The organism is Pseudomonas sp. B611 (assembly GCF_055407965.1).
Window position 1 is genome coordinate 1 of the sequence record NZ_JBUZST010000017.1, and the last position, 24,884, is coordinate 24,884.

At 62.0% G+C, this 24,884-nt stretch carries 18 protein-coding genes; 11 read left to right on the forward strand and 7 right to left on the reverse strand.

What is annotated here, in order from left to right; all coding sequences use genetic code 11:
• Positions 1–199: 199 nt before the first annotated feature.
• From recC to yfiB, 6 genes are all read left to right on the forward strand, one after another.
• Complete coding sequence (gene recC / locus ACZRMO_RS24630) at positions 200–3,652, forward strand: exodeoxyribonuclease V subunit gamma (protein WP_463974546.1); 3,453 nt, start codon at positions 200–202, stop codon at positions 3,650–3,652.
• Positions 3,649–7,323 carry an exodeoxyribonuclease V subunit beta gene (gene recB, locus ACZRMO_RS24635; RefSeq protein ID WP_463974547.1) on the forward strand — a complete coding sequence of 1,225 codons (3,675 nt, stop codon included), beginning with the start codon at positions 3,649–3,651 and terminating at the stop codon, positions 7,321–7,323. Before recC ends, recB begins: the two co-directional genes overlap by 4 nt.
• A complete protein-coding gene (gene recD, locus ACZRMO_RS24640) occupies positions 7,320–9,392 on the forward strand; it encodes an exodeoxyribonuclease V subunit alpha (protein ID WP_463974548.1) in 2,073 nt (690 codons plus the stop codon). Before recB ends, recD begins: the two co-directional genes overlap by 4 nt.
• An 89-nt stretch (positions 9,393–9,481) precedes the next feature.
• Positions 9,482–10,048 carry a regulatory sequestration protein YfiR gene (yfiR, locus tag ACZRMO_RS24645; RefSeq protein ID WP_124528292.1) on the forward strand — a complete coding sequence of 189 codons (567 nt, stop codon included), beginning with the start codon at positions 9,482–9,484 and terminating at the stop codon, positions 10,046–10,048.
• A complete protein-coding gene (dgcN, locus tag ACZRMO_RS24650; RefSeq protein WP_463974549.1) occupies positions 10,045–11,307 on the forward strand; it encodes a diguanylate cyclase DgcN/YfiN in 1,263 nt (420 codons plus the stop codon). Before yfiR ends, dgcN begins: the two co-directional genes overlap by 4 nt.
• 4 nt (positions 11,308–11,311) lie before the next feature.
• Positions 11,312–11,803: an outer membrane lipoprotein YfiB gene (yfiB, locus tag ACZRMO_RS24655; RefSeq protein ID WP_463974550.1), complete on the forward strand. Its 492-nt coding sequence runs from the start codon at positions 11,312–11,314 to the stop codon at positions 11,801–11,803.
• A gap of 158 nt (positions 11,804–11,961) precedes the next feature.
• Here the strand turns inward: yfiB and ACZRMO_RS24660 are convergent, their stop codons facing one another.
• Positions 11,962–12,909 (reverse strand): LysR family transcriptional regulator, encoded by a 948-nt coding sequence (locus tag ACZRMO_RS24660; RefSeq protein WP_463974551.1) that lies wholly within the window; start codon positions 12,907–12,909, stop codon positions 11,962–11,964.
• A 132-nt stretch (positions 12,910–13,041) separates the two neighbouring features.
• On the opposite strand from ACZRMO_RS24660, the gene ACZRMO_RS24665 reads away from it, so the two are divergent.
• Both ACZRMO_RS24665 and mmsB read left to right on the forward strand, forming a co-directional pair.
• On the forward strand, positions 13,042–14,559 hold the full coding sequence (locus tag ACZRMO_RS24665; protein ID WP_207046518.1) for a CoA-acylating methylmalonate-semialdehyde dehydrogenase: 1,518 nt from the start codon (positions 13,042–13,044) through the stop codon (positions 14,557–14,559).
• A 15-nt stretch (positions 14,560–14,574) separates the two neighbouring features.
• Positions 14,575–15,462, forward strand: a complete 888-nt coding sequence (gene mmsB / locus ACZRMO_RS24670; protein ID WP_463974552.1) for a 3-hydroxyisobutyrate dehydrogenase — start codon at positions 14,575–14,577, stop codon at positions 15,460–15,462.
• 104 nt (positions 15,463–15,566) lie between these two features.
• Here the strand turns inward: mmsB and ACZRMO_RS24675 are convergent, their stop codons facing one another.
• On the reverse strand, positions 15,567–15,911 hold the full coding sequence (locus tag ACZRMO_RS24675) for a cupin domain-containing protein (protein WP_010206533.1): 345 nt from the start codon (positions 15,909–15,911) through the stop codon (positions 15,567–15,569).
• A 386-nt stretch (positions 15,912–16,297) separates the two neighbouring features.
• On the opposite strand from ACZRMO_RS24675, the gene kynB reads away from it, so the two are divergent.
• Positions 16,298–16,948 carry an arylformamidase gene (gene kynB / locus ACZRMO_RS24680; protein WP_124528297.1) on the forward strand — a complete coding sequence of 217 codons (651 nt, stop codon included), beginning with the start codon at positions 16,298–16,300 and terminating at the stop codon, positions 16,946–16,948.
• A complete protein-coding gene (gene kynA, locus ACZRMO_RS24685) occupies positions 16,945–17,802 on the forward strand; it encodes a tryptophan 2,3-dioxygenase (protein ID WP_017738408.1) in 858 nt (285 codons plus the stop codon). Before kynB ends, kynA begins: the two co-directional genes overlap by 4 nt.
• A gap of 147 nt (positions 17,803–17,949) precedes the next feature.
• Here the strand turns inward: kynA and ACZRMO_RS24690 are convergent, their stop codons facing one another.
• From ACZRMO_RS24690 to antA, 4 genes are all read right to left on the reverse strand, one after another.
• The gene (locus ACZRMO_RS24690; protein ID WP_463974553.1) at positions 17,950–19,350 is read right to left on the reverse strand and encodes an amino acid permease; all 1,401 of its coding nucleotides are present in this window, start codon (positions 19,348–19,350) and stop codon (positions 17,950–17,952) included.
• Positions 19,351–19,422: 72 nt separating this feature from the next.
• Entirely contained in the window at positions 19,423–20,430 is a 1,008-nt protein-coding gene (gene antC, locus ACZRMO_RS24695; protein ID WP_463974554.1) for an anthranilate 1,2-dioxygenase electron transfer component AntC, read from the reverse strand.
• A 138-nt stretch (positions 20,431–20,568) separates the two neighbouring features.
• Positions 20,569–21,060, reverse strand: coding sequence for an anthranilate 1,2-dioxygenase small subunit (gene antB, locus ACZRMO_RS24700; RefSeq protein ID WP_124528301.1), 492 nt, complete (start codon positions 21,058–21,060; stop codon positions 20,569–20,571).
• A complete protein-coding gene (antA, locus tag ACZRMO_RS24705) occupies positions 21,060–22,451 on the reverse strand; it encodes an anthranilate 1,2-dioxygenase large subunit (protein ID WP_463974555.1) in 1,392 nt (463 codons plus the stop codon). The genes antB and antA overlap by 1 nt, the downstream gene beginning before the upstream one ends.
• Before the next feature lie 315 nt (positions 22,452–22,766).
• On the opposite strand from antA, the gene ACZRMO_RS24710 reads away from it, so the two are divergent.
• The gene (locus ACZRMO_RS24710) at positions 22,767–23,747 is read left to right on the forward strand and encodes an AraC family transcriptional regulator (protein ID WP_463974556.1); all 981 of its coding nucleotides are present in this window, start codon (positions 22,767–22,769) and stop codon (positions 23,745–23,747) included.
• Positions 23,748–23,895: 148 nt separating this feature from the next.
• Here ACZRMO_RS24710 and ACZRMO_RS24715 read toward each other — a convergent pair whose 3' ends face one another.
• Complete coding sequence (locus ACZRMO_RS24715) at positions 23,896–24,771, reverse strand: LysR family transcriptional regulator (RefSeq protein WP_463974557.1); 876 nt, start codon at positions 24,769–24,771, stop codon at positions 23,896–23,898.
• Between the last annotated feature and the right edge of the window lie 113 nt (positions 24,772–24,884).

The window sequence follows — 24,884 nt, forward strand, 5'->3', positions numbered from 1 at the left end:
GTGAAACGATGCATCGCCGATGGTAGTGTGGGGTTTCCCCATGTGAGAGTAGGTCATCGTCAAGATTAAATTCCGAAACCCCATTTGCGAAAGCAGATGAGGTTTTGTTTTGGGCGCGAGAAAAGTACGTGAAGGGCCATTGCAGTGACCTTCAATGCTAAAGTCCACGCCTCGATTTTGTTTTCCCAAGGAAGCCGTTATGCCGGATGCGACGTCCCTCAGCGCTGGATTCATGGTGGTTCATGGCAACCGCCTGGATGAACTGCGCAGCCTGGTCGTCAGCTGGATGCGCCGCTATCCCCTGGCTCCTCTGGAGAATGAAATCGCCTTGGTACAAAGCAACGGCATCGCCCAGTGGCTCAAGCTGGCCCTGGCCGAAGACCCGGAAGATGACGATATGGGCGGCTGTGGCATCGCCGCCGCAATCGATGTGCAACTCCCCGGCAGCTTCATGTGGCAGCTCTACCGCATGGTCCTTGGTCGTGACGAAATCCCGCTCAAGTCCCTGCTCGATAAAGCCCCGCTGACCTGGCGCCTGATGCGCCTGCTCCCGGAACTCATAGATCAACCTCATTTCGAGCCGCTGCAGCGCTTCCTCACTCACGACACCGACCTGCGCAAGCGCTACCAACTTGCCGAACGCCTGGCTGACCTGTTCGACCAATACCAGGTCTACCGCGCCGATTGGCTGGAGGACTGGGCCGCAGGCAGCCACCAATTGCGTAACGGACGAGGCGAGTCAAAACCCCTAGACCCGGCCAACTGCTGGCAAGCCGAGTTATGGCGTGCGCTGCTGCTGGACGTAGGCGAAGAAGGCATGGCCGAAAGCCGCGCCGGCGTTCATCAGCGCTTCATCGAACGTATCAATACCCTGGAAAAAGCCCCTCCAGGCTTACCTTCCAGAGTGATCGTCTTCGGCATTTCATCATTGCCGGCCCAAGCGCTGGAAGCCCTCGCCGGCCTGGCACGTTTCAGCCAAGTCCTGCTGTGCGTACACAACCCTTGCCGTCACCACTGGTCCGACATCGTCGCCGACAAAGACCTGCTGCGTAACGAATACAAACGCCAGGCGCGCAAGACCGGCATGCCGGTCACCATCGACCCGCAAACCCTACACCAGCACGCCCACCCGTTACTGGCCGCCTGGGGCAAACAAGGTCGTGACTACATCAGCCTGCTGGACAGCTACGACGATCCCAACAGCTACCGCGCCGCGTTCCGCGATGGTCGCATCGACCTGTTCAGCGACAGCGAACCCACCACGCTGCTCAACCAGCTCCAGGACGACATCCTCGAACTGCGTCCGCTCAATGAAACCCGCGAGCTCTGGCCGGCTGTCGATCTGGAGCGCGATACGTCCATCCGCTTCCACATCGCCCACAGCGCCCAACGCGAAGTGGAAATCCTCCACGACCAACTGCTCCACCGCTTCAGCGCCGACCCCACGTTGCGCCCCCGCGACATCATCGTCATGGTCCCTGACGTCGACAGCTATGCGCCGCACATTCGTGCAGTGTTCGGCCAACTTGAGCGCAACGACCCGCGCTTCATCCCCTTCACCCTGACCGACCAGGGCCAACGCGGCCGCGACCCCTTGCTGATCGCCGTCGAACACCTGCTGAAACTCCCCGACAGCCGCTTCCCGGTCAGTGAAATCCTCGACCTGCTCGACGTCCCGGCCCTGCGCGAACGGTTCGCCATAAAAGAGCGCGACCTGCCCACGCTGCATCGCTGGATCGAAGGCGCTGGCATCCGGTGGGGGCTCGATGCGGAACAACGCGCAGGCCTAGGTTTGCCGAGCGAGTTGGAACAAAACAGCTGGCGATTCGGCTTGCGTAGGATGTTGCTCGGTTACGCCGTAGGCACCGGCGCAGCCTGCGACGGCATCGAGCCCTATGACGAAATCGGCGGCCTCGACGCTGCCCTGATAGGCCCGTTGGTAGCGTTGCTCGATGCACTCAATGATGCGCATAAAACCCTGTCCCAGCCGGCCGCTCCCCAAACGTGGGGCGAACGCCTGCAACGCCTGATGCAACTGTTCTTCCTGCCCAGCAGTGAACACGACGACTACCTGCTCGGCCAACTCGAACAACTGCGCGAAACCTGGCTGGAAACCTGCGAGTCCGTCGGCCTACAGGACGAATTACCCCTCACCGTCGTCCGCGAAGCCTGGCTCGCCGGCCTGGACCAAGGCCGCCTGTCCCAACGTTTCCTCGCCGGAGCTGTCAATTTTTGTACCCTGATGCCCATGCGCGCGATCCCGTTCAAGCTCGTCTGCCTGCTCGGCATGAACGACGGCGACTACCCGCGCGCCCAGCCACCGCTGGACTTCGACCTGATGGGCAGCGACTACCGCCCCGGCGACCGTTCACGCCGTGAAGACGATCGCTACTTGCTGCTCGAGGCCCTACTTTCCGCCCGCGACCAGCTCTATATCAGCTGGGTCGGCCGCAGCATCCGCGACAATAGCGAGCGCCCGGCATCGGTCCTGATCGGTCAATTGCGCGATCATCTCGCCAGCGGCTGGCACCACGCCCAAAGCGAGGAGCCGCTCCTCGAAGCGATGACCCAAGAGCATCCACTGCAACCCTTCAGCGCCCGCTACTTCCACGAAGGCGACCCGCTGTTCAGTTACGCCCGCGAATGGCAATTGCTGCACGAAGCATCCGACGCCGAACCCAAGGCAGACGACCTGCCAGAGCACCAACAGGAAGAACCCCTGAGCCTCGGCCAGCTACAAGATTTCCTACGCAACCCGGTCAAACATTTCTTCAGTCAGCGCCTGAAAGTTTTCTTTGAGGCGGCCGAAGTGCCCCTGGCCGATGAAGAACCCTTCGTCCTCGATGCGCTGCAACGCTATAGCCTAAGCGACAGCCTGTTGAGCGCAGCGCTGGCCCAACCCGAACATCTCGACCAAGCCCTCAACGCCAAGGCCCTACGCTTGCAAGGCAGCGGCCTGCTGCCGATGGTCGGTTTCGGCGAATGCCTGCGCAACGAATTGATCGAACCCTTGCCCGATCTGCTACAACGCTACCAACAGTTGCTGGCCCTCTGGCCAACGCCACACATCGGCGCCGAACCGGTCAGTTTTGAGCATCAAGGTATTCAACTGGAAGGCTGGATCAGCGGCCTGCACCGGCGCAGTGATGGCGGTTTGCTAAGCGTGACCACCATCCCCAACAGCATCGGCTCGATCAAGACCCGCAAGTGGCATCGTCTGATCCGGCCCTGGGTCAATCATGTTGTCGCGTGTGCCTGCGGCCTTTCCTTGAGCACCGGTTTGGTGGCCAGCGATGACACCCTGCTATTACCACCACTGGATAAAAGAACTGCCCAGGAAATCCTCGGCAACCTGCTGCTGGCCTGGCACGCAGGAATGAAAAAGCCGCTGCCGGTCGCGGTCAAAACCGCCTTCGCTTGGCTCGGTCAATCAGACCCCGCGAAGGCTGAAGCCGCCGCCCAAAAAACCTACGAAGGCGACGGCGTAAACACCGACGGCGAGCGCCGAGAAACCCCGGCGCTCACCCGCCAATTCCCCGACTACGCCACGCTCATCGCCAGCGAAGAATTCGACGGCTGGTGCGAAACCCTGTATCGCCCGCTCATCAACGCCCCGTGGCGATCACTCACCAGCGCGGAGGCCAACGCATGAGCAGCAAACCCTTGGCCCTGGCCTTCCCGCTAAAAGGCAGCCAGCTGATTGAAGCCAGCGCCGGCACTGGCAAAACGTTCACCATCTCGGCCCTCTACTTGCGCCTGGTATTGGGTAACGGTGGCGATGAATCCGGCTTTGGCCGCGAACTGCTACCGCCACAAATCCTCGTGGTGACGTTTACCGACGCCGCGACCAAGGAGCTGCGTGAGCGCATTCGTATCCGGCTCGCCGAAGCTGCGCGTTTCTTCCGCAGTGAAATCGACAAACTCGACCCGCTGATCACCGAACTGCGTGACCAATACCCGCCGGAGCAATGGCCCGCCTGCGCCAACCGCCTGGACATCGCCGCACAGTGGATGGACGAAGCCGCCGTCTCGACCATTCACAGTTGGTGCCAGCGCATGCTGCGCGAACACGCGTTCGACAGCGGCAGCCTGTTCACCCAGACCCTGGAAACCGACCATAGCGACTTGCTCGGTGAGGTCCTGCGCGATTACTGGCGGCTGTTCTGCTACCCGATGCACGACGACGCGCTCACCTGGGTGCGCAACAACTGGGGCGGGCCCGCCGCGTTGATGCCACGGGTACGCGCGCTGTTCGGCAGTGAACGCCCCACCGGTGAAACCCGCAACCCTGCCGAGTTGATCAACGCCTGCCTGCAAGAGCGCCGCGAAGCCCTGAGGGAGCTCAAGGCGCCCTGGCAACAATGGGCCATCGAGCTACGTGACATCTGCCTACAAGCCGTGGCCGCGAAAGCCGTCGACGGCCGTAAGATGCAGGCGCGTTACTTCGAGCCCTGGTTCGAAAAGATCAGCGCCTGGGCCGCTGACGAAACCCTTGAACAACTCGACATCGGCACCGGCTTCACCCGCCTGACCCCCGATGGCATGGCCGAAGCCTGGAAGGGCGACCCGCCGCATCACCCCGGTATCGACGCGATGGCCGGCCTCAAGGCCGCCCTCGACGCCCTGCCAACCCCCGACGCCGCCGTGCTGCAACATGCCGCCGGTTGGGTCGGCAAACGTTTCGAAGAAGAGAAACGGCGCCGCGCCGAAATGGGCTTCGACGACATGCTCACCCGCCTCAACAGCGCCCTGCAGGCCGAAGGCGGCGAGCGTTTGGCGAGTGTGATTCGTGAACAGTTTCCCGTCGCGTTGATCGACGAATTCCAAGACACCGACCCGGTGCAATACAGCATCTTCGACCGCATCTACCGCATCGAAGAAAACCACCGCGACAGTGGCCTGTTCCTGATCGGCGACCCGAAGCAGGCGATCTATGCCTTCCGTGGCGCCGACATCTACACCTACCTGCGCGCACGCGAGGCCACCACCGGGCGCCATCACACCCTGGGCACCAACTTCCGCTCCAGCCACGCGATGGTCGAGGCGGTCAACCATGTGTTCCAACGTGCCGAAACCGGGCGTGGCGCGTTCCTGTTCCGCAAGCCGGACGGTGAAAACCCAGTGCCGTTCCAGCCAGTATTGTCCCAGGGCCGCAAAGAGCAATTGCAGGTCGATGGCCAAACGCTACCGGCGATGAACCTCTGGCACCTGCCCACCGACCAGCCGATTTCCAATGTGCTGTACCGTCAACAATTGGCCGCCGCCTGTGCCACGCAGATTGTCGAATTGCTCAACGGAGGGCAGCAGGGCACTGCGGGTTTCCTGCAAGCGGATGACAGCTTCATCGGCGTGCTGCCGTCAGACATTGCCATCCTTGTGCGCGATGGCAAGGAAGCCCAAGCCGTACGCGCCGAACTGGCCGCCCGTGGCGTGCGCAGCGTGTACCTGTCGGACAAGGACTCGGTCTTCGCTGCCCAGGAAGCCCACGACCTGCTGGCTTGGCTCAAGGCCTGCGCCGAGCCGGACGTCGAACGCCCACTGCGCGCCGCCTTGGCCTGTGTGACCCTGAACCTGTCACTGCCGGAACTGGAGCGTCTGAACCAGGACGAACTGGCGTGGGAAACCCGCGTGATGCAGTTCCGTGGCTACCGCGCAATCTGGCGTAGCCAAGGCGTGCTGCCGATGCTGCGGCGCCTGCTGCATGACTTCAAGCTGCCGCAAACCCTGATTGCCCGCAGCGATGGCGAGCGCGTGTTGACCAACCTGTTGCACCTCAGCGAGTTGCTGCAACAGGCCGCCTCGGAACTGGATGGCGAGCAAGCGCTGATCCGCCACCTGGCCGAACACCTGGCACTGTCGGGGCAGGCCGGTGAAGAGCAGATCCTGCGCCTGGAAAGCGACGAGCAACTGGTCAAGGTCGTGACCATCCACAAGTCCAAGGGCCTGGAATACGACCTGGTCTTCCTGCCGTTCATCTGCTCAGCCAAACCGGTGGACGGCAGCCGCTTGCCGCTGCACTACCACGATGAACAGGGCAAACCCCAAGTCAGCCTGCGCCCGACCGCCGAGCTGATCGCCCAGGCCGACGACGAGCGCCTGGCCGAAGACCTGCGCCTGTTCTACGTCGCCCTGACCCGCGCCAAGCACGCTTGCTGGCTGGGCATCGCCGACCTCAAGCGCGGCAATAGCAGCAGTTCCGTGCTGCACTTGTCTGCGCTGGGCTACCTGCTCGGCGCCGGTGCTTCGTTGGGTGAGTCCGCCGCCCTGGCGCGTTGGTTGCTGGACTTGCAGGAAGGCTGCCCCGCCATGCATTACGGGCAAGTGCCCGAGGCGCAAGACATCCTCTTCCACCCGCCCCGTAACGAAGCCACGCTGCTCGCACCGCTGCTGCCCAAACGCAAGGCTGCGGAGAATTGGTGGATCGCCTCCTACAGCGCCTTGCGCATTGGCGACAGCATGAGCGTGGCCACGCCTGAGGCGCCGGAAAGCCCGCAAGCGCAAAAACTGTTCGATGACGAGCGCCTCGATCCCGACGCACCCCGCGAAGTGGCGGCGTCCGGTGGCGATATTCACCGTTTCCCACGCGGCCCGAATCCGGGGACCTTCCTCCACGGCCTGCTGGAGTGGGCCGGCGAAGATGGCTTCAACGTCACGCCGCAGGCCATCGAACAAGCCGTTGGCGCGCGCTGCAACCGCCGCAACTGGGAAGGCTGGATCACCACCCTCAGCGGTTGGCTCGGCCAGTTGCTGCAAACGCCGCTCCCGGTGGATAACGACCAGGTCGCCCTCAGCAGCTTGCAGCAGTACCAGATCGAAATGGAGTTCTGGTTTGCCAGCCACAAGGTCGACGTGCTCGCCCTCGACAAACTGGTATGCCAGCACACCCATAACGGCGTCTCGCGGGTTGCCGCCGAACCGGTGTTGCTCAACGGTATGTTCAAGGGTTTTATCGACCTGACGTTTGAACATGACGGTCGCTATTACGTGGCGGATTACAAATCCAACTGGCTCGGCCCTGATGATTCGGCTTACACACTGGAAGCCATGGAACAGTCGATCCTTGATCATCGGTACGACCTGCAATACGTCCTTTACCTACTGGCCCTGCACCGCCAATTGAAGGCACGCCTGCCGGATTATGACTACGATCGTCACGTCGGCGGTGCGCTGTATGTGTTCCTGCGCGGTGTTCAATCCGCCAGCCGGGGCGCGTACTTCACACGCCCGCCGCGTGAACTGATCGAAAGCCTGGATCTGTTGTTCCAGGGCAAGCCCATCCCGCCCAAGGTTGAGCCCGCCTGGGAACAAGGAGTCCTGTTATGAGCCTGTCGCCCCAGCCGCTTGAGGCGCTGGAACCCCTCAGCCGTGCCGCCGACCTTGTGCAACTGCTTGAACGCTGGGTCGACCGTGGCTGGCTGCGCGCCCTGGACAAGGCCTTCGTCGGCTTCCTGCACGAACTCGACCCCCAGGCCGACCCCGTGGTGCTGCTGGCCGCCGCATTGACCAGTCACCAACTGGGCCACGGTCACGTGTGCCTGGACCTGATCGAAACCCTCAAGGCGCCTGACTTCGCCCTGTCCTTGCCGCCCGAAGGCGATCTGCAAACCGGTGCCATGTTGCTGCCGTCGCAACTGCTCGACGGCCTCGACGGCGCCCACTGGTGTGCGGCCCTAGCCGCCAGTCGCCTGGTTGCGCTGGGCGGCGATGGCAGCGAGTCGGCACAAAGCCGTCCGCTGGTCTTGTCCGGCACGCGCCTGTACCTGCGCCGCTACTGGACCTATGAGCGGCGCATCGACAGCGCCTTGCGCCGGCGCCTCGCCACCCAGGAAAGCGTCGCCGCGGATTTGCCCCAGCGCCTCAGCGGCCTGTTCGACCAGCCGCCGCCCGATGGCGTGATCGACTGGCAAAAACTCGCTTGCGCCCTGGCCACACGCGGTGCGTTCAGCATCGTCACGGGCGGCCCCGGCACGGGCAAGACCACCACCGTGGTGCGCTTGCTCGCATTGTTGCAGGCTCCGGCGGTGGAAGCCGGCAGCCCGCTGCGCATCCGCCTGGCCGCGCCGACCGGTAAAGCCGCCGCGCGCCTTACCGAGTCCATCAGCCAGCAAGTGCAGTCGCTGACGGTGCCCGACACCGTGCGCGAAAAAATCCCGACCCAGGTCACCACGGTTCACCGTCTGCTGGGCAGCCGCCCGGGCACACGGCACTTCCGTCATCACGTGGGCAACCCCTTGCCTCTGGACGTGCTGGTGGTGGACGAAGCCTCGATGATCGACCTGGAAATGATGGCTAACCTGCTGGACGCCTTGCCGCCGCACGCGCGCCTGGTGCTGCTGGGCGACAAGGACCAACTCGCCTCGGTCGAGGCCGGCGCCGTACTCGGCGACCTGTGCCGCGACGCCGAAGCGGGCTGGTACAGCGCCGAGACCCGGCAATGGCTGCAAGCGGTCAGCGGCGAAGACCTCAGCATAAGTGGCTTGCAAGAAGACCTCGATGACAGCCACCCGCTGGCCCAGCAAGTGGTGATGCTGCGCTACTCGCGGCGTTTTGGTGAAGGCAGCGGGATCGGCCAACTGGCGCGCCTGGTCAACCAGCAAAGCGCCGAGCACGCCCGGCAACTGTTGAATGCCGGCAGTCACGCCGACCTGGCCTGCGTCAGGCTCAAGGGCGAACACGATCACGCCCTGGAACGCCTGGTGCTGGACGGGCAGGGCAGCGACGGTGCCCAGGGTTATCGCTACTACCTCGACCTGCTGCGAAGCGCGCGCCCGGCCCTCGACACCCCGCGCGAAGATGCAGCCTGGACCCACTGGGCGCAGCAATTGCTGCAAGCCTTCGACGCCTTCCAATTGCTCTGTGCCGTGCGCAAAGGCCCGTGGGGCGTGGAAGGGCTGAACCTGCGCATTACCGCGGCATTGCGCAAAGTGCGGCTGATCGACGGCGATGAGCAATGGTACGAAGGCCGCCCGGTGCTGATGACCCGCAACGACTACGGCTTGGGCTTGATGAACGGCGATATCGGCATCGCCCTCAAACTGCCGGAAAGCGACGGCGGCCCCCACGTGCTGCGGGTGGCCTTCCCACGTAACGACGGCCAGGGCGGCGTGCGCTTTGTACTGCCCAGCCGTCTGAATGATGTGGAAACCGTGTACGCCATGACCGTGCACAAATCCCAGGGCTCGGAATTTACCCACACCGCGTTGATCCTGCCGGACGCGCTGAACCCGGTGCTGACCAAAGAACTGATCTACACCGGCATCACCCGGGCCAAGCAATGGTTCAGCCTGATCGAACCCCGCGGCGGGGTGTTTGAAGAGGCCGTAGGGCGCAAGGTCAAGCGCTTGAGTGGGTTGATGCTGGAGTTGGACCATGACGCGGAAAAATCTGACTGACAGGTCATTTATGGCGCCATATCGCGGGGGTTTCCATCGCTGTGCTATCGTTGCGGCATCATCTTGAAAAGACCTGAGAGAATCGCTGCATGAAGGTGGCTGGCTCGTCCACAGAGCGTAGTTTGAGCTGGAGACGCATGTTACTGGTGGCGGTTCTTGGCCTACTCGCGCCCCGCGTTTTTGCCCAGGCACCCAGCCCGGCAGATCACCGCGCCCAGGCGGTGACCCAAGTGGTCCTTGGCATCCTCAGCTATGCCCGTTGGCCGGTAGAGCCGGCGCAGTTGCGCCTGTGCATCGTCGGGCCGACCCAGTACACCGACGACCTGATCAAAGGCACCACCCAGGCCACCGGCCGTCCGGTGCGGGTACAGCGGTTGCTGGCTGACCATCCCGATATCGTCAATGCCTGCAACGCTGTGTATATCGGCAAGCTCAGCGGCGATGAGCGCAACCAACTGTTTGCTTCGCTGATCGGTCACCCGGTGCTGAGCATCAGTGAAGGCGGCGACCAATGCACGGTGGGCAGCCTGTTCTGCCTGCGGGTGGGGGATGAGCAAGTGTCGTTCGAGGTCAATCTCGACTCCGTGGCACGCAGCGGCGTACGCATTCACCCCAGCGTGCTGCAACTGTCGCGCCGTCGAGCGCCTGAGCCATGAGTGCGGTCAACGTGCGCCCGACCCTGCGCTCGGTCATCGGGCGTGGGCATATGATCCTGGCGCTGGTGGCGGTGAGCCTGGCCAGCGTGTCCCTGACCCTGCTCGGCGTGCTGGCGCTGCGGGTGTACGCCGAGCACAACCTGCACCTGATCGCGCGCTCCATCAACTACACCGTGGAAGCGGCGGTGGTGTTCAACGACAGCGCCGCCGCCACCGAGGCCCTGAGCCTGATCGCCTCCACCGAAGAAGTGGCCCGGGCCGAAGTCTTCGACGCCAACGGCAAGCTACTGGCGCAATGGGTACGCCCGGACACCGGCATGCTCTCGCGGGTTGAATTGGAACTGGCGCATACCCTGCTCGAACAGCCCATCAGCCAGCCGATCCTCCATCAAGGGCGCACCGTGGGCAGCATCCACCTGACCGGTCACGGCGCCAGCCTGCTGCGCTTTTTGCTCAGCGGCCTGGCCGGCATCCTGATTTGCACCGCCCTCAGCGCCTGGGTCGCCCTGCACCTGGCGCAGCGCCTGCTGCGGGGCATCACCGGCCCGCTGCAAAGCCTCGCTGCCGTGGCCCACGCCGCCCGCAGCGAGCGTGATTTCGACCGGCGCGTGCCACCGGCGCGAATCGCCGAACTCGACAGTCTGGGCAGCGACTTCAACGCCTTGCTCGGCGAAATGGAAGCCTGGCAAAGCCACCTGCAAAGCGAAAACGAAACCCTCGCGCACCAGGCCAACCACGACAGCCTCACCGGCCTGCCCAACCGTGCCTTTTTCGAAGGCCGCTTGATCCGTGCCCTGCGCAGCGCCGCCAAACTCAACGAGCGGGTCGCCGTGTTGTTCCTCGACAGCGACCGCTTCAAGGACATCAACGACAACTTCGGCCACGCAGCCGGCGATGCCGTCCTGGTCGCCGTGGCCGAGCGCGTGCGTGCGCAGTTGCGTGAAGACGACCTGGTCGCGCGCCTGGGTGGCGATGAGTTCGCCATCCTGCTGGCACCCCTGCACAAGCTTGAAGATGCCCAGCGCATCGCCGACAAAATCATCGCCAGCATGGACTTGCCAATCCCGGTGCCGGGCAACACCCAGGTGTTGACCTCCCTCAGTATCGGCATCGCCATCTACCCCGATCATGGCGCCACCCCTGGCACCTTGCTCAATGCCGCCGACGCAGCGATGTACCAGGCCAAGCGCCTGTCGCTCGGCGGCCAGCAAACGGCGGAGCCGGAGAGCCCCGTCGTCAATGTTCAACACAGGAGTTGATCCCTTGTTCTCGACCGCACGTTTTATGTTTATCACCCTGCTGGTGGCACTGCTCGCCCTCGGTGGCTGCCAGACCACCCCACCCAAAGGCCTGACCCCGGCGCAAGTTGCCGTGCTCAAGCAACAGGGTTTTGAACTCACCGATGAAGGCTGGGCGTTTGGCTTGTCGGGCAAAGTGCTGTTTGGCAGCGACGTCGAAGCGCTCAACAAACCCAGCACCGATATCGTCGAACGTATTGGCAAGGCCCTGCTGGGTGTCGGCATAGAACGCGTGCGCGTGGACGGCCACACCGATGCCTCGGGCAAAGAAGCCTACAACCAGCAACTGTCCCTGCGCCGCGCCAAGAGCGTGGCCAAGGTGCTGACGGGCGTGGGGATGAAGGAAGAAAATATCCAGCTGCGTGGCCTGGGCAGCAGCGAGCCGGTGGCGCCGAATACCACGGTGGCGGGGCGTACGGAGAATCGCCGGGTGTCGATTGTAGTGATCGCGGACTGATCCGATTCACCCGATCTCAATCTGAAATGCAATTCAAATGTGGGAGCGGGCTTGCTCGCGAATGCGGTGGGTCAGCCACCGAAAATGGCGACTGATACTCCGCATTCGCGAGCAAGCCCGCTCCCACATTTTTGACCTGTGGTGTGCTTTAGATTCGGTCAGTCTGCAAACCGCATCTGGCGCGTCGCCCCCATCAACAACCCCTGGTTCTGCTCCGTCACCTCGCGGATGTAATCCCACAACAACGTAATCCGCTTCAACTTCCTCAAATCCTCCCGGCAATACATCCAGAACTGCCGCGTAATCGTTATTTCCTCCCCCAGCACCGGCAACAACCGTGGGTCTTGCGCCGCCAAAAAGCACGGCAAAATCGCCATCGACCGGCCTTGCTGCGCCGCCACGTACTGCGCAATCACGCTGGTGCTGCGCAAACTGGCGCTGGCGCCGGGCACCACATTCGCCAGGTACAACAGCTCCGAGCTGAAGGCCAGATCATCCACATAGCTGATAAACGGATGCTCGGCCAAATCTGCGGGCTTGCGGATCGGCGGGTGTTGGTCGAGGTAGTCCTGGGTCGCGTACAGCTGCAATTTGTAGTCGCACAGTTTGCAGCACACGTAGGGCCCGTGTTCCGGGCGTTCCAGGGCGATGACGATGTCGGCTTCGCGCTTGGACAGGCTGATGAAGTGGGGCAGGGGCAGAATGTCCACCGAGATCGCCGGGTAGGTATCGACGAAATGGCTCAACTGCGGGGTGACGAAGAAACTGCCGAAGCCTTCGGTGCAGCCCATGCGCACATGGCCGGACAGCGCCACGCCGGAGCCGGAGACTTGCTCGCAGGCCATGTGCAAGGTGCTTTCGATGGACTCCGCGTAGCCCAGCAAACGCTGGCCCTCGGGGGTGAGGACGAAACCGCTGGTGCGGGATTTCTCGAACAGCAAGGTGCCGAGGGAGACTTCCAGCGAGCTGATGCGCCGCGACACCGTGGTGTAGTCCACCGCCAGGCGCTTGGCGGCGACGCTGGCCTTGCGGGTGCGGGCCACTTCGAGGAAAAACTTCAGGTCATCCCAGTTCAGGGAGCCCAGTGACGTGATGTTTTTTTGCATATTGGACCGGCTTTTATGTGCGTTCTTATTAGAAGTTTGCACATCTATACTCCAAAAACAGTCCGAACGCCTCATTCTTCAAGGCGGTTCAACGCCTTGGTTCTCTGCATATCAATAAGAATTGGAGACCCCATGAACGCATCTGCCGATATTTCCGTACAACAGGTCAAGTTGCTGATCAACGGTGAATGGGTCGAGTCCAAGACCACCGAATGGCACGACATCGTCAACCCGGCCACCCAAGAGGTACTGGCCAAAGTGCCGTTCGCTACAGCCGATGAAGTCAATGCCGCCATCGACGCCGCCCACCGCGCCTTCCAGACCTGGAAGCTGACCCCGATCGGCGCGCGCATGCGCATCATGCTCAAGCTGCAAGCCTTGATCCGCGAGCACTCCAAGCGCATCGCCGTGGTCCTCAGCGCCGAGCAGGGCAAGACCATTGCCGATGCCGAAGGCGATATTTTCCGTGGCCTGGAAGTGGTCGAACACGCGTGCTCCATTGGCACCTTGCAGATGGGCGAATTCGCCGAGAACGTCGCCGGTGGCGTCGATACCTACACCCTGCGCCAACCCATCGGCGTGTGTGCCGGGATTACCCCGTTCAACTTCCCGGCGATGATTCCGCTGTGGATGTTTCCGATGGCGATTGCCTGCGGTAACACCTTCGTGCTCAAACCGTCCGAACAGGACCCGCTGTCCACCGTGCTGCTGGTTGAGCTGGCGCTCGAAGCGGGTGTGCCGCCTGGCGTACTGAACGTGGTCCACGGCGGCAAGGATGTGGTGGATGCGCTGTGCACCCACAAAGACATCAAGGCCGTGTCCTTTGTCGGTTCGACCGCAGTCGGTACTCACGTCTATGACCTGGCCGGCAAACACGGCAAGCGCGTGCAATCGATGATGGGCGCGAAAAACCACGCCGTGGTGCTGCCCGATGCCAACCGCGAACACACCCTCAACGCCCTGGTCGGTGCCGGTTTCGGCGCGGCGGGTCAGCGCTGTATGGCCACCTCGGTGGTGGTGCTGGTGGGCGCGGCCAAGCAATGGCTGCCGGACCTCAAGGCGCTGGCGCAGAAGCTCAAGGTCAATGCCGGCAGCGAAGCGGGCACGGATGTTGGCCCGGTGATTTCCAAGCGCGCCAAGGCACGCATCCTGGACTTGATCGAAAGCGGTGTGAAAGAAGGCGCCAAGCTGGAGCTGGACGGTCGTGACATCAAGGTGCCGGGCTACGAGCACGGCAACTTCGTCGGCCCGACCCTGTTCTCGGGCGTGACCACTGATATGCAAATCTACACCCAGGAAATCTTCGGCCCAGTGCTGGTGGTGCTCGAAGTCGCTACCCTCGATGAGGCCATCGCGCTGGTCAACGCCAACCCGTTTGGCAACGGCACCGGCCTGTTCACCCAAAGTGGTGCGGCGGCGCGTAAGTTCCAGAGTGAAATCGATGTAGGCCAGGTCGGCATCAACATCCCGATCCCGGTACCGGTGCCGTTCTTCAGCTTCACCGGTTCCCGTGGTTCCAAGCTCGGCGACCTCGGCCCTTACGGCAAGCAAGTGGTGCAGTTCTACACCCAGACCAAGACCGTCACCAGCCGCTGGTTCGACGACGACACGGTCAACGATGGCGTCAACACCACCATCAACCTGCGCTGATTCCGGGAGACGACCATGAAGATTGCATTTATCGGCCTGGGCAACATGGGCGCGCCCATGGCCCGCAACCTGATCAAGGCTGGCCACGCGCTGAACCTGTTTGACCTGAACCAGGCGGTCCTCAAGGAACTGGCCGAACTGGGCGGCAGTATCAGCGATTCACCGCGTGATGCCGCAAGCGGCGCGGAGTTGGTGATCACCATGCTGCCGGCTGCGGCCCATGTGCGCAGCGTCTGGCTCGGTGAAGACGGCGTATTGGCCGCCATCGGCAAAGGCGTACCGGCGGTGGATTGCAGCACCATCGACCCGCAGACCATCCGCGATGTCGCCGCTGCGGCGGCCAAGCAAGGCGTTGCAGTCGCCGACGCACCGGTCTCCGGCGGCACCGGCGGTGCCGCAGCAGGGACACTGACCTTCATGGTCGGCGCCAACCCGGAACTGTTCGCCACCCTGCAACCGGTGCTGGCGCAGATGGGCCGCAACATCGTGCACTGCGGCGACGTCGGCACCGGCCAGATCGCCAAGATCTGCAACAACCTGCTGCTGGGCATCAGCATGGTCGGCGTCAGCGAAGCCATGGCGTTGGGCGATGCGCTGGGGATCGACACCCAGGTGCTGGCGGGGATCATCAACAGCTCCACTGGGCGTTGCTGGAGTTCCGACACCTACAACCCGTGGCCGGGTGTGATTGAAACCGCGCCGTCGTCCCGTGGTTATACCGGTGGGTTTGGTGCTGACCTGATGCTCAAGGATTTAGGGCTGGCGACTGAAGCGGCACGCCAGGCCAAACAACCGGTGATTCTGGGCGCGGTGGCGCAGCAGTTGTATCAAGCGATGAGTCAGCGTGGGGAAGGCGGGAAGGATTTCTCGGCGATTATCAACAGCTATCGCAAACCTGAATAAACACTGTGGCGAGGGAGCTTGCTCCCGCTGGAGTGCGAAGCGCTCCCAAGATTTTGGGGCCGCTGCGCAGCCCAGCGGGAGCAAGCTCCCTCGCCACAAAGTGTTTAGGCAAACACAAAATACTTACGCACCGTCTCAACCACTTCCCACGTCCCCTTCATCCCCGGCTCTACCACGAAGATATCCCCAGCCCGCAAGTGAATCGGCTCCAGGCCTTCTGGGGTGATGATGCAGTAGCCTTCCTGGAAGTGGCAGTATTCCCACTTCACGTAGTCCACGTACCACTTGCCCGGTGTGCAGATCCAGGTGCCCATGATCTTGCTGCCGTCTTCGCTGGTGTAGGCGTTGAGGTTGACGGTGTGCGGGTCGCCTTCGAGCTTTTCCCATTTGCAGGCATCCAGGACCGGCAAGGGGTGGGTGTCACGCAGTACGGTGATGGGCTTGGACATGATGTCTCCGAGGCAGGGAATGGAAAGATGCACCCTAAGGCCTTGGGCGCAGGGCCAGTGGTCTGAACTCGACATCGGGATGTCCAGAAGCGCAGCCGCCTGCGATTCATCTGACACCCTGAAACCTAATGTGGGAGCGGGCTTGCTCGCGAAAGCGGCGGATCAGACAACACATCTGTGACTGATACACCGCATTCGCGAGCAAGCCCGCTCCCACATGGGTTCTGTGTTGACTGTTGTGTAGTGTGCAGATGACATTTTCAATCACCAATCAACCATTTCCTCGCAGTAAGTGCGAAAGATTTCCCACTCCACGCCAGAATTCGCAAGAAAATTCGCAGCAGGCCCTCGTATCATTCACTCCAGTAACCGCCGAGAGCCTTGAAATGAACCCAATAAAAACGTGGTGGGATATCAGCCCGCCCTTGAGTACGGCGACCCCGACCTGGCCGGGGGATACGCCGTTCCAGGAAGAACGCGTGTGGCAGTTCGGCCCGGAGTGCCCAGTGAATGTCGGGCGCATTACCCTGTCGCCGCACACCGGCGCCCATGTGGATGCGCCGCTGCATTACAGCGCGGACGGTGCGCCGATCGGCGAGGTGTCGTTGGACGTGTACATGGGCCCGTGCCGCGTGTTGCATTGCCTGGGCAGCGGCGCGCTGGTGCAGCCGCATCAGCTCGAAGGCCGTGTGGATAACTTGCCCGAGCGCGTGCTGTTGCGCACTTATCCACAAGCGCCGCTCACCGAATGGGATTCGAACTTCACCGCCATCGCCCCGCAAACCATTGAACTGCTGGCCAGCCTGGGCGTGCGTTTGATCGGCATCGACACCCCGTCCCTGGACCCGCAACAGTCCAAGACCATGGATTCCCACAATGCCGTGGCGCGCCATGGCATGGCGATACTCGAAGGCATCGTGCTCGATGACGTACCGGAGGGCGACTATGAACTGATCGCGCTGCCGCTGCGCTTTGCCAACCTCGATGCCAGCCCGGTCCGCGCAATCCTGCGCCCGCTCAAGGAGCCCACGCGATGAGCCAATGTCCCTTCTCTGCCGATTACCAACCGCCCGAAGAATGGCACAACGCCGAACTGAATTTCTCCGAGTCCATGAGCTACGGCGATTACCTGGACCTGGGCAAAGTCCTCAGCGCCCAGCACCCGCTGTCGCCGGACCACAACGAAATGCTCTTCATCATCCAGCACCAAACCTCTGAGCTGTGGATGAAACTGATGCTCCACGAACTCAAGGCCGCCCGCGAACACGTGCGCCTTGGGGAGTTGCCGCCGGCGTTCAAGATGCTCGCGCGGGTGTCGCGCATCTTCGATCAACTGGTACACGCCTGGGCGGTGTTGGCCACCATGACCCCGTCCGAGTACAAGGCGATCCGCCCGTTCCTCGGGCAGTCGTCGGGATTCCAGTCGTTCCAGTACCGGGAGATAGAATTTATCCTCGGCAATAAAAGCGCGGCGTTGTTGCGGCCCCACGCGCATCGGCCAGAACTGCTGAACGAGTTGAAAGTGGCGATTGCCACGCCGTCGCTGTACGACGAGGCGATCAATCTGATGCTCAAGGCGGGCCTGGCGATTGATCCAAAACGCGCCGAGCGCGACCCGACGGCGGCGACGGTGCACGATGAATCCGTGGAGGCGGCGTGGCGCGAGGTGTATCGCGATCCGAGCCGTTATTGGGATTTGTATCAGTTGGCCGAGAAGTTTATCGACCTGGAGGATTCGTTCCGCCAGTGGCGCTTCCGGCATGTGACCACGGTGGAGCGGATTATCGGTTTCCAGCCGGGCACCGGCGGCACTGAAGGTGTGGGGTATTTGCGCAAGATGCTCGACACGGTGTTGTTCCCCGAACTGTGGCGAGTACGCTCAACCCTCTAAACAAAAAAGCCCCGGATCACCGGGGCTTCTTCATTTTGGAATGCATTCAAAACTGTGGGAGCGGGCTTGCTCGCGAAAGCGGTGGGTCAGTCAACTTTTGTGTAGCTGACACACCGCATTCGCGAGCAAGCCCGCTCCCACATTAGGTTACTGCGCCGCGGCTACTTTGCCGTTTTTCACCCGCAACCGATACGCCACATAGATAATCCCCACCCACACCGGCATCGCAAACACCGAATTGCGAATCCCCGGAATCGCCAGCATCACGCTGATGATCACCACCATGAACGCCAGGCACAGGTAGTTGCTGAACGGGAACCAGAAGGTCTTGAACGACGGCGTCACGCCTTGCTCGCCCATGGCCTTGCGGAACTTGATGTGGGTGAGGCTGATCAGCGCCCAGTTGATCATCAAGGACGCAACCACCAGCGCAAACAACAACTCCAGCGCACTGTGGGGCGCCACGTAGTTGACCACCACGCACAGCATCGTCACCAGTGCCGAAATCGCCAGGGCGCGCAGCGGTACGCCTTGTTTGTTCAGCTTCATCAGCGCTTTCGGCGCATCGCCTTGTTCGGCCAGGCCGAACAGCATGCGGCTGTTGCAGTACACGCCGCTGTTGTACACCGACAGCGCCGCGGTCAGCACCACGAAGTTGAGGATGTGCGCCGCGGTGTCATTGCCGATCAGCGAGAAGATCTGCACAAACGGGCTGCCGCTGTAGGCATCGCCCGACGCGCCGAGGGTTTGCAGCAGTTGGTCCCACGGGTACAGCGACAGCAGCACGGTGAGGGCGCCGACGTAGAAAATCAGGATCCGGTACACCACCTGGTTGATCGCTTTCGGGATCACCTTGCGTGGCTCGCTGGCCTCGGCGGCAGTGATGCCCACCAGTTCCAGGCCACCAAACGAGAACATGATGAACGCCATCGACATCAACAGCCCCATGCCGCCGTTCGGGAAGAACCCGCCGTGGCTCCACAGGTTGCTGATGGACGCCTGCGGGCCGCCGGTGCCGCTGAACAACAGGTAGCAGCCGAGCACGATCATGCCGACAATCGCCACCACCTTGATGATCGCGAACCAGAACTCGGCTTCACCAAAGAACTTCACGTTCAGGGTGTTGATCAGGTTCACCGCGACAAAGAACACCAGCGCACTGACCCAGGTCGGAATCTCCGGCCACCAGAACTGGATGTACTTGCCCACGGCCGTCAGTTCGGCCATGCCTACCAGCACGTAGAGCACCCAGTAGTTCCAGCCCGCGAGGAAGCCTGCGTAACCGCCCCAGTACTTGTGCGCGAAGTGGCTGAAAGAACCGGCCACCGGCTCTTCGACGATCATCTCGCCGAGTTGGCGCATGATCAGGAACGCGATAAAACCCGCGATTGCGTAGCCGAGGATCATCGACGGGCCCGCCGACTTGAGCACCCCGGCCGAGCCGAGGAACAACCCCGTGCCAATCGCCCCTCCCAAGGCGATCAGCTGAATGTGCCGGTTCTTCAGGCCTCGCTTGAGGCCTACCGGGTTAACCATGTCATCCGCCATTAACATTCCCTTCTACTTGTTTTTCTCAGGGTTGAGTGCACGCCGCATCAGCCCCTCAGAAGTGCTGAGGGGTCAGATATTACTCTGCGTAAACTTTTCGTAATACAGCTGAACGCCAACAAGTGCCTGATCCGCCAGCCATTGCTGGATGGATTCGACCATTGGAGGGGGGCCGCACAGGTACATATCCGCCGAACTGTCCCGCAATTGCGCCAGGTCGAAATGCTCGGTGAGGTAGCCGCGTTTGCCGAGCCATTGCGGCGAGGGCGCGCTGAGGACTTCGGTGTAGCGAAACCCCGGAATTTTCCCGGCATAGGCCTGGATGCGCGCCGCTTCGCACAAGTCCTCGGCGCCGCGTACGCCGTAGTACAGGTGCACCGGCTGGTCGCAGCCGTTGGCGGCCAGCTCATCGAGCATGCCCAGCAACGCCGACAACCCGGTGCCGCCCGCCACTAGCACCAATGGCTTGGTCACTTGGCGCAGGTAGAAGGCCCCCAACGGCGCCTCCATCAGCAGTTCGTCGCCCACCTGGCAACGCTCGCGCAAGTAGTTGCTCATCACCCCGTCGGGCAGCAGGCGCACCAGAAATTGCAGCGAGTTGCCCGGCCGATTGGCAAACGAGTACGAGCGCCAGCTGTCCGTGCCCGGCACCGCAATACGCGCATATTGGCCGGGCAGAAAATCCAGCGCCTGGTCCAGCTGCACGTGCAGGATCGCCGTGCTGGCCGAGACCTGCTCCACCGCGCTCACCGTCCCGCGAACCTGCACCGGCCCCGGCGCATTGCACAGGCTCGAATCGAAGTCGAAGTAGAAGGTCGCGCCGGACTTCACCCGCGTCTGGCAACTGAGCATCTTGCGCTGTTGCAGGTCGAGGCTGGACAGGGCTTCTTCGTCCACATAGTCCTGGCTGTAATCGCCGGATTCGCAACGGCCCTGGCAGGTGCCGCACACGCCTTCGCGACAATCCAGGGGGATCTTGATGCCATTGCGCAGTGCCGCATCCAGCAGGATTTCATGGCTGCCCACTGGAAAGAACAGGGTCTTGCCGTCGGCAAAACTGAACGCCACTTTGTGATTCATTTTCCAGACTCCACACGCTCAACCTTGTGGCGAGGGAGCTTGCTCCCGCTGGGCTGCGAAGCGGCCCCAAAAAGCTTGGGAGCGCTGCGCACTCCAGCGGGAGCAAGCTCCCTCGCCACAAAAAAAAGCGCATCGTGGTTAGAGGTGATAGAAATCCAGCACCGAGTTGATCGTGTCGTTGAGCAACAACGCATGCTTGCGCGTGATCAGCCAACTGTCGCCATGGGGCTTGAGGCTATAAGTGGCGTGGCCGTAGAACTGCTCCGAGGTGGCCAGCCGATAAAACAGCGTGTGCCAGTTCAACTTCACTTGCAGCGTGCCGTCGGCCTGCTCAGCAATGCGCACGTTATTGATCAGGTGCAAGGTGCGCGGCATCGGCGTCGCCGACGCGGCCTTGCCAGTGCGCAGGCGGAACACGCGGTCTTCCAGGCCCGAGCGGTTGGCGTAATAGATCAGCGACATCTCGCGCTTGGGGTCGCGGGTGTAGACGTGTTCCGAGTCCCATTGCGGCAGGTGGAATTCACTGTGGGGGTCGAACAGTTGCACGTAGGCGTCCCAGTCCTGGGCGTCGCACAGCTCGGACTTGCGGTAGAAGAACTGCTCTATCTGGTACTGCAACTGGGCATTCATCATTCCACCTCCCGCAGTGTCAGCGCTTGTTTGTCGAGGCCGTTGAGGAGGAAGCGTTGCCAGTTGCGGTGCTGGTTCACGTAGAGGCCTTCATGGGTGAATTCGGTGCCGGTCATCGCCGGTTGGATGCCGATGGCTTCGCTGTTGGGCGTGGGCCCGGTTTGCCAGCGGTGGCTGCCGCGAGAGATATCGCTCCAGCGTTCCAGGCGGCCCTGGAACCCGCGCTGGGCTTCGCGGAATTCCACGAGGTCGTCTGGCGTGCCCATGCCGGAGACGTTGAAGAAGTCTTCGAACTGGCGGATGCGATTTTCGCGGTCGGCGTCGGATTCGCCCTTGACCCCCAGGCATTGGCTGATGATCTCGGTCTTGTTCCACGCCACCGGGCGGATGATGCGCAGTTGCGAGCTGATCTGGTCGAGAAAGAACAGGCTTGGGTAGATGTTCAGGTTGCGCAGGCGGTGCATCATCCATTCGGCTTTCTGCTGGCCGTGTTCCGCGACGAGGCGCGGCATGATGGTGGCGTAGCCGGAGCGCACGCTCGGGTTGGGCATGTCGCTGAACAGCACGCTGTGGCCGTTGTTGAAGGCAAACCAGCCGTCATCGGTATTCGCATCGCCGGCGCCGAGTTTGCTGTAGTCCAGCGTGCTGCCGGAGGCGGTGCCGTTTTCCGTGTTCACCTGCTGGCGATGCTGCACGGTGGCCACGTAGTTGTAGTGCACGGTGCTGACGTGATAACCGTCCAGGCCGTTTTCGTTCTGCAGCTTCCAGTTGCCGTCGTAGGTGTAGGCGGACTTGCCCGGCAGCACTTCCAGCTCACCGCTGGCGGACTGGGCGACCATCATGTCGAAGAACACTTTCGCGTCGCCGAGGAAGTCTTCCAGGCTGTCGGTGCCATTCACATCCAGGCTGATAAACACAAAACCCTTGTAGCTTTTGATACGGGCTTTTTTCAGGCCGCGCGTCGCCTTGTCGAAACCTTCCGGGTATTCCCCCGGCGCCTTGACCTTCACCAGCCGGCCATCGCTCTTGTAGCACCAGGCGTGGAACGGGCAGGTAAAGGTGGACTGGTTGCCCTTGCCGACCCGCGTCAACGTGGTGCCGCGATGCTGGCAGGCGTTGATCAGCGCATTCAGTTGGCCCTCGCCGTCGCGGGTGATGATCATCGGCTGGCGCCCGGCGCGCATTGTCACGAAGTCGTGGTTATTGGCCAGTTCGCTTTCGTGGCAGGCGTAGATCCAGTTTTTCTCGAAGATCAGTTCCATCTCCAGGTCGAACAGTTGCGGCTCGGTGAACATGTCGCGGGCGATGCGGAACACCTCGTCCACCGGGCGAAAATCCAGACAACCTTCGATAAACGTTTTCCACTGCTCGACGCTTCTTGCACCACTCATGGGAGGCACCTTTTTGATAGGGGCTAATCGGTGGTTTATTAGAGGCAGTGGGGCAGGGCGCGGGCTATCCGCTTAATCGGGGAAGGTGCGCCGGATAATTGGGCAGCAAATACCCACGGCGGTGCAGGGCGGTGACGTAATGCGCTACTGTCTTGGCGGGCAATTGCTGGAAAAGTCCTATGTTTATCCACATAGTCCGCCGGTGCTATCCACTCAGTGGCAATGCTCCCGGCGTGGCGTGGAACTTGCTGTCGAACACTAACAATGACGCGCCGCCAGAGCGCGCAAACGCCTAAACGCCGTGGGTGCATCCTGATGAGCAGCCAAACGATTCAACGTTTCGACCTGGAGGGCGCCCGCAGCTGGATGTCCGGTATCTGTGGGCCCCATCGCCTCACCACCGCCACACCCGAGCGCTTGCGCTTCCACCACAGCGCCAATGTGCTCAAGTCCCGCGCCACCACCTTGGGCGTGATCGAATACGGCACCGACGTGACCATCGACATCGAAGACGCCGAGCATTTCAGCAGCTACAGCCTGAGCCTGCCGCTGGAAGGCGAGCAGGAGTTGAGCAAGAACGGCGAGCGCCTGAGCTCCAACCGCGACCAAGGCGTGATCATTTCGCCAAACGAGCATCAGGTGCTGGCGATTTCCGGCGATTGCCGCAAGTTGCAGGTGGTGATCACACGGGCGGCGATGAGCGAGTCCCTGGAAGGTTTGCTGCAACGCCCGATAGATACGCCGCTGCGCTTTGAGTCGGTGATGGATGCGGTGGCGGGCGCGTCAGCGTCGTGGTGGCGCATGGCGCGGTACTTTATTGCCGAGCTGGAATGCAGCAGTGAACTGTATGAACAGGCGGCGTTTACCCGGGACCTGGAAAGCTCGCTGATCAAGGGTTTGATCCTCGCGCAGCCGAACAACTATTCAGAAGAACTGCGCGATGTGCTGGGGGTGAAGTTGCCGCACTACCTGATCCGGGCGCGGCAGTTTATCCACGACAACGCCCGCGAAGCGGTGCACCTGGAAGATCTGGAAGCCGCTGCTGGGGTGTCGCGGTTCAAGTTGTTTGATGCGTTTCGCAAGTATTTTGCATTGTCGCCCATGGTCTATTTGAAGAAGTACCGGCTCAGTGCGGTGCGTCAGGAGATTCTTGAGCATGGTGCGACGCGGACTATTTCCGAGATTGCCTTGGGGTGGGGCTTTACACATTTGGGCCGGTTCTCGGCGGAGTACCGCAAGCTGTTTGACGAGTCCCCCAGCCAGACACTGCAACGCAAGCGCCTGCGCACTGCCTGAACCTTGTGGAGATCAAACTGTGGGAGCGGGCTTGCTCGCGAAAGCGGTGGGTCAGCAATACATGTGCAAGCTGACCCACCGCTTTCGCGAGCAAGCCCGCTCCCACACAAACTCACTCTCACAGGAGAATTACAGTGTTTGTGAGACCTCAGATCAGTTCTTCCACCAACTGCAAACAATGCCTCAGCCCCGGCGACTGATCATTCACCCGTCGGCTAAGGATGATCGGCGACGTCGCCGTGGCCTCCACCACCGGCGTATAGCCAATATCCGCCCGGTGCAGCACCTGCACCGACGCCGGCACCAGCGTCACGCCCATCCCGGCGCCGACCAGGCCGATGGCGGTCTGCAACTCGTTGGTCCACTGCGCCACCTGGAGGCTCAAGCCATGGGCGTCGAACAAGGCAATCACGTGGTCGGCATAGCTGGGGCGCGGGTTGCCGGGGTAGAGCACAAACGGCTCGGCGGCCAACTGCGCAAGCGTGGCGGGCGCGGCCAGCAGCGGGTGGCCGGCGGGCAGCACGGCCACCAGGCGGTCTTCCACCAACACGCGCTGGACGATGGCCGGATCGTCGATGCGAATCCGCCCGAAGCCCACATCGATGCGCCCGGCCTTGAGCGCTTCGACCTGCTGCAAGGTGGTCATCTCCGACAGCCCCAGCTCCAGCTCCAGCGCGTCATGGTTACGCAGGCGGCGGATCAACTCCGGCAGCACGCCGTACAGCGTCGAGGGCGCAAAGCCGATGCCCAGCCAGGTCTTCTCGCCCTGGCCGATACGGCGGGTGTTGTCGCACACCTTGTGCAGTTGCTCCAGCAACACATTGGCGTGTTCATAGAAAAACCGCCCGGCCTCGGTCAGTCGCAACGGGCGGCCGCGCTCCAGCAGGATCACGCCCAATTCATCTTCCAATTGCTGGATCTGCCGGCTCAGCGGCGGCTGGGCAATGTGCAGGCGTTCGGCGGCGCGGGTGAAGTTGAGGGTTTCGCCCAGCACCTGGAAATAGCGCAGGTGACGCAGTTCCATGTCAGCTCCCTTCATACCTTGAGAGTATTGTTTGAGACTAATTCTATATTGGAACCCAGAAAAAATGCGGGACAGAATCGACACAAATCTATAAAGAACCCAACGGGTATTGC

Excerpts from the sequence above, each read along its gene's own strand:
- recC (WP_463974546.1), top strand. The coding sequence starts at position 200 with ATGCCGGATGCGACGTCCCTCAGCGCTGGATTCATGGTGGTTCATGGC.
- recB (WP_463974547.1), top strand. The coding sequence starts at position 3,649 with ATGAGCAGCAAACCCTTGGCCCTGGCCTTCCCGCTAAAAGGCAGCCAG.
- recD (WP_463974548.1), top strand. The coding sequence starts at position 7,320 with ATGAGCCTGTCGCCCCAGCCGCTTGAGGCGCTGGAACCCCTCAGCCGT.
- yfiR (WP_124528292.1), top strand. The coding sequence starts at position 9,482 with ATGAAGGTGGCTGGCTCGTCCACAGAGCGTAGTTTGAGCTGGAGACGC.
- dgcN (WP_463974549.1), top strand. The coding sequence starts at position 10,045 with ATGAGTGCGGTCAACGTGCGCCCGACCCTGCGCTCGGTCATCGGGCGT.
- ACZRMO_RS24660 (WP_463974551.1), bottom strand. The coding sequence starts at position 12,909 with ATGCAAAAAAACATCACGTCACTGGGCTCCCTGAACTGGGATGACCTG.
- ACZRMO_RS24665 (WP_207046518.1), top strand. The coding sequence starts at position 13,042 with ATGAACGCATCTGCCGATATTTCCGTACAACAGGTCAAGTTGCTGATC.
- mmsB (WP_463974552.1), top strand. The coding sequence starts at position 14,575 with ATGAAGATTGCATTTATCGGCCTGGGCAACATGGGCGCGCCCATGGCC.
- ACZRMO_RS24675 (WP_010206533.1), bottom strand. The coding sequence starts at position 15,911 with ATGTCCAAGCCCATCACCGTACTGCGTGACACCCACCCCTTGCCGGTC.
- kynB (WP_124528297.1), top strand. The coding sequence starts at position 16,298 with ATGAACCCAATAAAAACGTGGTGGGATATCAGCCCGCCCTTGAGTACG.
- kynA (WP_017738408.1), top strand. The coding sequence starts at position 16,945 with ATGAGCCAATGTCCCTTCTCTGCCGATTACCAACCGCCCGAAGAATGG.
- ACZRMO_RS24690 (WP_463974553.1), bottom strand. The coding sequence starts at position 19,350 with ATGGCGGATGACATGGTTAACCCGGTAGGCCTCAAGCGAGGCCTGAAG.
- antC (WP_463974554.1), bottom strand. The coding sequence starts at position 20,430 with ATGAATCACAAAGTGGCGTTCAGTTTTGCCGACGGCAAGACCCTGTTC.
- antB (WP_124528301.1), bottom strand. The coding sequence starts at position 21,060 with ATGAATGCCCAGTTGCAGTACCAGATAGAGCAGTTCTTCTACCGCAAG.
- antA (WP_463974555.1), bottom strand. The coding sequence starts at position 22,451 with ATGAGTGGTGCAAGAAGCGTCGAGCAGTGGAAAACGTTTATCGAAGGT.
- ACZRMO_RS24710 (WP_463974556.1), top strand. The coding sequence starts at position 22,767 with ATGAGCAGCCAAACGATTCAACGTTTCGACCTGGAGGGCGCCCGCAGC.
- ACZRMO_RS24715 (WP_463974557.1), bottom strand. The coding sequence starts at position 24,771 with ATGGAACTGCGTCACCTGCGCTATTTCCAGGTGCTGGGCGAAACCCTC.